Source organism: Streptomyces sp. CC53, from assembly GCF_001865245.1.
Lineage (GTDB): Bacteria > Actinomycetota > Actinomycetes > Streptomycetales > Streptomycetaceae > Streptomyces.
Genome location: NZ_MKXB01000145.1, coordinates 1 through 6,577 on the forward strand (window position 1 = coordinate 1; position 6,577 = coordinate 6,577).

5 protein-coding genes are annotated in these 6,577 nt (G+C 75.3%); all 5 read right to left on the bottom strand.

Features of this window, described 5'->3' with window-relative positions:
- Positions 1-169: 169 nt before the first annotated feature.
- The 5 genes from ctaD to BJP40_RS15115 all read right to left on the bottom strand — a co-directional run bounded on the left by ctaD (position 170) and on the right by BJP40_RS15115 (position 6,534).
- A complete protein-coding gene (gene ctaD, locus BJP40_RS15090) occupies positions 170-1,909 on the bottom strand; it encodes a cytochrome c oxidase subunit I (RefSeq protein ID WP_071280805.1) in 1,740 nt (579 codons plus the stop codon).
- Positions 1,910-2,411: 502 nt separating this feature from the next.
- Positions 2,412-3,152, bottom strand: coding sequence for a vitamin K epoxide reductase family protein (locus tag BJP40_RS15095; RefSeq protein ID WP_079171207.1), 741 nt, complete (start codon positions 3,150-3,152; stop codon positions 2,412-2,414).
- A complete protein-coding gene (locus tag BJP40_RS15100; RefSeq protein WP_071280806.1) occupies positions 3,149-3,673 on the bottom strand; it encodes a hypothetical protein in 525 nt (174 codons plus the stop codon). Before BJP40_RS15100 ends, BJP40_RS15095 begins: the two co-directional genes overlap by 4 nt.
- A 196-nt stretch (positions 3,674-3,869) precedes the next feature.
- Positions 3,870-5,144, bottom strand: a complete 1,275-nt coding sequence (locus BJP40_RS15105; protein ID WP_071280807.1) for a globin domain-containing protein — start codon at positions 5,142-5,144, stop codon at positions 3,870-3,872.
- Between the two features lie 493 nt (positions 5,145-5,637).
- Positions 5,638-6,534 (bottom strand): DMT family transporter, encoded by an 897-nt coding sequence (locus BJP40_RS15115; RefSeq protein ID WP_226962579.1) that lies wholly within the window; start codon positions 6,532-6,534, stop codon positions 5,638-5,640.
- Positions 6,535-6,577 lie beyond the last annotated feature (43 nt).

A 6,577-nucleotide genomic window follows, 5' to 3' on the forward strand; every position in this document is an offset into this window, starting at 1 on the left:
CGGCCAGGCGGCGCGACGCGGGCCGGTCGGCGCCGGCCCGCAGGTCGACCAGGGCGGGCACGTACCAGACGCAGCCCGACACCGTCAGCGCCGCCGTGCCGACGGCCGCCGCGGCGGGGGAGACCAGCGCGGGGGACATGTCGTCGTGTTCCTTTCGCTTCCCGGCCGCTCAGCGGGCGGTGAGTCGGGCGGGCCGCGGCTCCTCGGCGCCGTGGTCCAGCGCCGCGATCCCCGGGTGGTGCAGGTCGAACGCCGGCGACTCGGAGCGGATCCTCGGCAGCGACGTGAAGTTGTGGCGCGGCGGCGGGCAGGAGGTGGCCCACTCCAGGGAGCGGCCGTAGCCCCAGGGGTCGTCCGTGCCGACCTTCTCGCCGTACCGGGCGGTCCTCCAGACGTTGTAGAAGAACGGCAGGAAGGACAGGCCGAGGAGGAACGAGCCGATGGAGGAAAGGGTGTTGAGGGTGGTGAAGCCGTCCGCGGCGAGGTAGTCGGCGTAGCGCCGCGGCATGCCCTCCGCGCCCAGCCAGTGCTGCACGAGGAACGTCATGTGGAAGCCCACCGTCAACGTCCAGAACGTGATCTTGCCGAGTCGTTCGTCGAGCATCCGGCCGGTGAACTTCGGCCACCAGAAGTGGAATCCGGCGAACATCGCGTACACCACCGTGCCGAACAGCGTGTAGTGGAAGTGCGCGACCACGAAGTACGAGTCGGAGGTGTGGAAGTCGAGCGGCGGGGACGCCAGGATGACGCCGGTGAGGCCGCCGAAGACGAAGGTGAGGAGGAAGCCCACCACCCACAGCATGGGCGTCTCGAAGGACAGGGAGCCCTTCCACATCGTGCCGATCCAGTTGAAGAACTTCACGCCCGTCGGCACGGCGATGAGGAAGGTCATGAAGGCGAAGAAGGGCAGCAGGACGCCGCCGGTGACGTACATGTGGTGCGCCCACACCGTCACGGACAGGCCGGCGATGGCGATGGTCGCCGCCACCAGCCCGATGTAGCCGAACATCGGCTTGCGGGAGAAGACGGGCACGATCTCCGAGACGATGCCGAAGAACGGCAGCGCCAGGACGTACACCTCGGGGTGGCCGAAGAACCAGAAGAGGTGCTGCCACAGCAGGGCCCCGCCGGTGGCCGGATCGAAGATGTGCGAACCGAACTTGCGGTCCGTCTCCAGGGCGAAGAGAGCCGCGGCCAGGACCGGGAAGACCATGATGACGAGCACACCGGTCAGCAGCACGTTCCAGGTGAAGATCGGCATCCGGAACATCGTCATGCCGGGGGCGCGCATGCAGATGATCGTGGTGATGAAGTTGACCGAGCCGAGGATCGACCCGAAGCCGGAGAGCGCCACCCCCATGATCCACATGTCGGCTCCGACGCCGGGCGAGTGCACCGCGTCGGACAGCGGCGCGTAGAGGAACCAGCCGAAGGAGGCCGCGCCGCCGGGGGTGAGGAAGCCGCCCGCCGCGATCAGCGAGCCGAAGAGGAACAGCCAGAACGCGAGCATGTTGAGCCGCGGGAACGCCACGTCGGGCGCACCGATCTGGAGCGGCATCAGCCAGTTGGCGAAGCCGGTGAACAGCGGCATGGCGAACAGCAGCAGCATGATCGAGCCGTGCATGGTGAACGCCTGGTTGAACTGCTCGTTGGAGATGAGCTGGGTGCCGGGGCGGGCCAGCTCGGCGCGCATGACCAGCGCGAGGACACCGCCGACGACGAAGAAGACGAGCGACGACACGAGGTACAGCGTGCCGATCTGCTTGTGGTCGGTGGTGGTGAGCCACTGCACCCACGCGGGCCGCGGGCGGGGAGCCGCGGCCGGTGCGGCTCCGGCGCCTGCTCCTGGTGCGGGCCGGGCGGAGCCGGGCCCTTCGGCGGCGGCCGGGTGTCCGGCCGTCCCCGCCACGCCGCGGACGCCCGCCGTCCCCGGAGCGCGGGAGGCCCCAGCCGCCCCGGACGCCCCAGCCGGCCCGGATGCCTCGGACGTTCCGGCTGCTCCGGAAGGCCCTGGTGCGCCGGCCCCGCTCCGGCTCCCGGCAGCCCCCGAAGCCGCTGAGGCTCCAGGAGCCCCCGAGGGCCCGGAGCGCTCCGCCCCCGCTGTCGCCCCCGGGCCCCCGGGACCCGCCGGAGCCCCGACGGCCTTCCCCTCCGCGGCGGCCGGGGGTCCCGCGGTCGCCGGCGCGGTGCCGGGTGCCGTCTCCCCGGTCACCGCCGGGCCGGTGCGCCCGGCGGTGCCCCTCTGCTTCGTCCCTGTCTCGTCTGCCGCGTCCACCGGACGGTGACCTCCCCGGATCGTGTGGTGCCGCCACATGATCCGCGCAGGGGCAGGGGGCTCTGACAGGGCCGAACGGTCCCGTCGGCGGGCCCTGGTGGTCCCCGCTCCCGCTGCCGTTCCCGTCCCGGAGCGCTCACCACAGGCCCTGCCAGTACGTCCACCAGCGCGTCGCCACGAGCATCCCGATGCCGCCCAGCCACACCGCGGGCACCACCCAGTGGAACTCCCGCAGTCCGCCCACCACCGCCGCCGGCGCCCGCAGCAGGCCGCGCCCGAGGGTGTGCAGGGTCGTGTACCAGAACATCAGGATCGTCGCCGCCCAGGTCAGCACGCACCACAGGCACAGCGCCCCGATGACGTACAGCGCCTGCGTCATCAGCCACATGGAGAACGCCACCCCGACCAGCGTCCCGGCGTTCAGGCCGAGCCAGAACCAGCGGGGCAGGCGCGCCCCGGCGACCAGGGCCACGCCGGTCGTGGCGACCGCGGCGTACGCGGCGAGCCCGATCAGCGGGTTGGGCACGCCGAAGAGGGACGCCTGCTCGCTGCTCGTGACGCTGCCGCAGGACAGGACCGGGCTGATGTCGCAGGCCGGGGCGAAGTCGGGGTCCTCCAGCAGCCGGAACGCGTCCAGGGTGATCACGAAGGAGGCGAGCAGGCCGAGGAGGCCGGTCACGAGGAGCAGCCAGGCGAGGCCACGGCCGGCGCCGGTCCCCGGGCGGCGCGGGTCGGCAGCCGCCGCGGTGGCTCCGTCCCGCCCTCCGGGCCCGTCCCGGCCGTCCTGCCGGCCTGCCGGGCCGTCCCCCGTGTCCGGGCCGTCCCGGGTGTCCGGGGCGGCGCCGGGGTGCCGAGGGTGGTGCGGCGCGCCCCTCACCGGCCGCCACCAGCCGCCCGGGAGGTGCGGGCGCCGCCCGCCGAGCGCGGGGTGCGGGCCGCGCCCGCGGGCCACACCACGTCCACGGGGATGCCTCGGGCCCGGGCGTACGCCACCAGGTGGGCGGTGGCGTCCCGCCCGTCGGACGGTGAGCCGTCCCAGACGGCCAGCACCCGGCGGCTGGTGCGGATCATCCGCTCGTCCGCGCCGACGCAGGCGTCCCGCCCCTCGGGGTCGTACGGAAGCAGCCGCATGTGCTCGGCGAGCAGCAGGAGTTCACCGGCCGCCGCCCGGTCGCGGCGCGGCAGGAGCGCGGGGACGGACCCCTGCGCGGGCAGCATGACCACGAGGCCGAGCCCTGCTCCCCGTACCGCCCGGCCGACGGCCAGGGGCAGGCCGGCGCCGACGCGGACGACACCGGTCGCCCCGTCGGCGGTGTGCGCGAACCGCGCCCGCAGCGCGGCCTCCACCAGTGGCAGGCTGTCGGGCGTCAGGTCGGCGTGACCGACCGCGGCGATCACCTCGCGGCTCGCTTTGCCGCCATCGGGCCCACGGGCACCTCCCCGGTCAGGTACGGACACGGCGGGCCCGCCCGGTGTCGCCGAGCGGGCGGGCCCGTAGTGAGGTGACCACAGGGCGCAGCGGTCCGGAAAGGGGGCGAACGGCCCCGGCGCGGACCGATGGGCCCGCGTGCGACGGGACCCCGGTGATGGCAGGTCAGGTCATCCGCGGCGGGGCCGGGTTGTAGTGGATGCGGTGCTGCGGAAGGCCGCGCTCCGCGAGGGCGCGGACCGTGGCGTCGACCATCCCCGGCGGGCCGCTGACGTACGCGGTGTGGTGCGCCGGATCACCCAGGGGGCCGAGGTGGCGGAGCGGGTCGGCGCCGTCGGCGTACGCGGCCGGGGCGAGGGTGACCCGCAGCCACGGGCAGCGTTCCTCCAGCCGCTCCAGACCGGCCGCGTCGTACAGCCCGGCCCGGCTGCGGGCCGTGAGGACGAGGTGGGCGGCACGCCCCGGGGGCCGGCGCGCGGCGAGGTCCTCCAGCAGCGCCTTCGCGGTGGCCCAGCCGGTGCCCGCGGCCACGATCAGCACGTCCCGGGCGGCGAGTTCGGCGTCGTCCAGGGTCATCGTTCCGCGCGGGGGCCCCAGCCGCAGCGTGTCGCCGGGCCGGGTGTGCAGGGCGAGGGCCTCGCTGACGCCGCCGGGCCCCGTCATGCGCACGTGGAACTCCGGCTCGGCGTCCAGGGACCCGGGCGCCGAGGCGAGCGCGTACGGCCGCCAGGTCTGCGGCAGCAGCGGTGACTCCACGCTCGCGTACTGCCCGGCGCGGTAGGAGTACGGCTCCGAGGTCCGCACCCGCAGGACGGCGACGGCCCCGCCGTCCACGGTCGTGGCCTGCCGGTGATGGGTGACCTCGGCGTTCCAGTAGGTCGGTTCGCCCGCGGCCTGCTCGGCGCCCGCCACCATCGCGGCGACCGCGCAGCGCAGCATCCGCAGCCAGGCGCCCTCCAGTTCCGGTGTCCATGCGGTGCCCGCGCTGCGGCGCAGGGCCTCGGCGAGGGACTCCTCGAAGGCGGTGAAGTGGACGGGCCGCACCCCGAGCCTGCGGTGGTCGCGGCCGAGGGCGGCGCAGTGCGCGGCCAGGGTGGCGGGGCGGTGGAGGTGCTCGACGAGGTGGTGGAAGGCACGTTCCAGATGGGCGCGCTGGAAGTCCATCGAGTCCGGGAACAGCGCCCGCAGATAAGGGTGGCGGTCGAACATCGCGTCGTAGAGGTGCGCGATGAGCCGGCCGAAGGGGGTGACGAGCGGCAGGTCGCGGGTGATGACCCACTGGTCGTGGGCACGGTCGTGGCCGCCGTCGGCGTACGGGTCGCGCACGGGGGCCGGGCCCGCGGGCAGGGTCACCGTCGCGGCGGGGGCGGCGAGGAGGCTCTGCCGCAGCCGCTTGGCCTCCTGGCGGGCGAGCAGCGCGTGGTAGTCGGCGGTGGTCATCGCAGGCCCCTCCCGCACGTGCCGCGGCCGTACCCGCCGTCGCCGGCCACGGTGGGGCCCGTGCACCCGCCGTGGGCGCGACCGGCGTCCGGCGACGCCTCGGGCGGCGGCACCCGGACGGCGCCCGCCGCGCGGGTGCCGTGGGCGGGTGGCACCCCGGCGGACCGGGCGCGGGGGGCAGGGGCGGGCAGGGCGAGGCGGTGCATGGCGGTGCGGCTCCCGTTCGGTGCGGTCGCCGGGGGTGTCCCGGTGCGACGGGCGGAGTATGGCACCCGCGCCCCGTGCCCGAACGGCCCTGGTCCACAAGGCCGTTCGGCCCTCGGGGTGCGGTGGCGGGGGCTGCTTGACTGGGCGCCGCGGCCAGGTGCGCCCGCCCCGGCGGTGCCCCGTCCCCGTCCGGTCGGGCAGCGGACGGGCGCACCCGGCACTCGCCACGGCAGGCTCCGGCCGGCACGGCGCGCCGCGCGCGCCGGAGCGGCCCCGGGGGCGACGGTCAGCCCTCGGGGCCGCCACGGCGGGCGGCCGTGCCCCGCAGTGCGCCCAGGTACACGCCGAAGAGGATCAGCGGCGCGCCGACCAGCAGGGACGGCGTGAGCGGCTCGTCGTCCAGCCACGCGGAGGCGGCGATCGTCACGACGGGGATGACGACGAACACGTACGCCGCCCGGGAAGGCCCCCACCGCTCGATGACCACCACGTAGAACACGAACGTCAGCACCGACCCGGCCACCACCAGGTAGGCCAGCGCCCACCACGTGGCGGCCCGGTCGGGCAGCACCCGGTCGTCCCCGGCCACGAGCGACCCGGCGAAGAGCAGCACGGCGGCCGCGGCCATCCCGACCGCGTTCATCGTCACCGGGTGCAGCTTCGGCACCCGCTTCACGAGGACGGCGGCCTGCGCGAAGGACAGGACGGCGCCGAGTGCCGCGAGCAGCGCCGGCCACTCCACGTCAGCCTGCACCGTCGCCCGCGACACCACGCCGACGCCCGCGACCGCGCACAGCGTCCCGGACAGGGCGGCCGCGCTGAACCGCTCCTGGTGCTGCCCCACCGACAGCAGCAGCGCGACGAGCGGCACCAGCGCGAGGAGGGTCTGGGCCAGGCCGGCGTGGATGTGGACCAGCGCGTAGTAGGCGAGGCCGAACGTCACGCCGAAGTTCAGCACCCCGAACAGCACCGCGCCGGCCAGCGCGCGCCCCCGCGGCCAGGCGAGCCGCAGCACCGCCATGATCACCAGGAGGACGGCGGCGGCGGCACCGAACCGCACCGCGGCGCCCCACAGCGGGTCCAGCTCACGGTTGCTGAAGCGGACGCCCACGGCGTTGCCGCCGGCCAGGACGCAGGTCACGGCGAAGGCGCCGAGCGCCACCCGGTCGCGGACCACTCGCACCTTCTCACCGTACGGCCGCGTTCCTGCCCCCGCGCGGCCTCGC

What these genes read in the sequence shown, in the direction of transcription:
- BJP40_RS15105 (WP_071280807.1), bottom strand. Translation starts at nt 5,144, where the DNA reads ATGACCACCGCCGACTACCACGCGCTGCTCGCCCGCCAGGAGGCCAAG.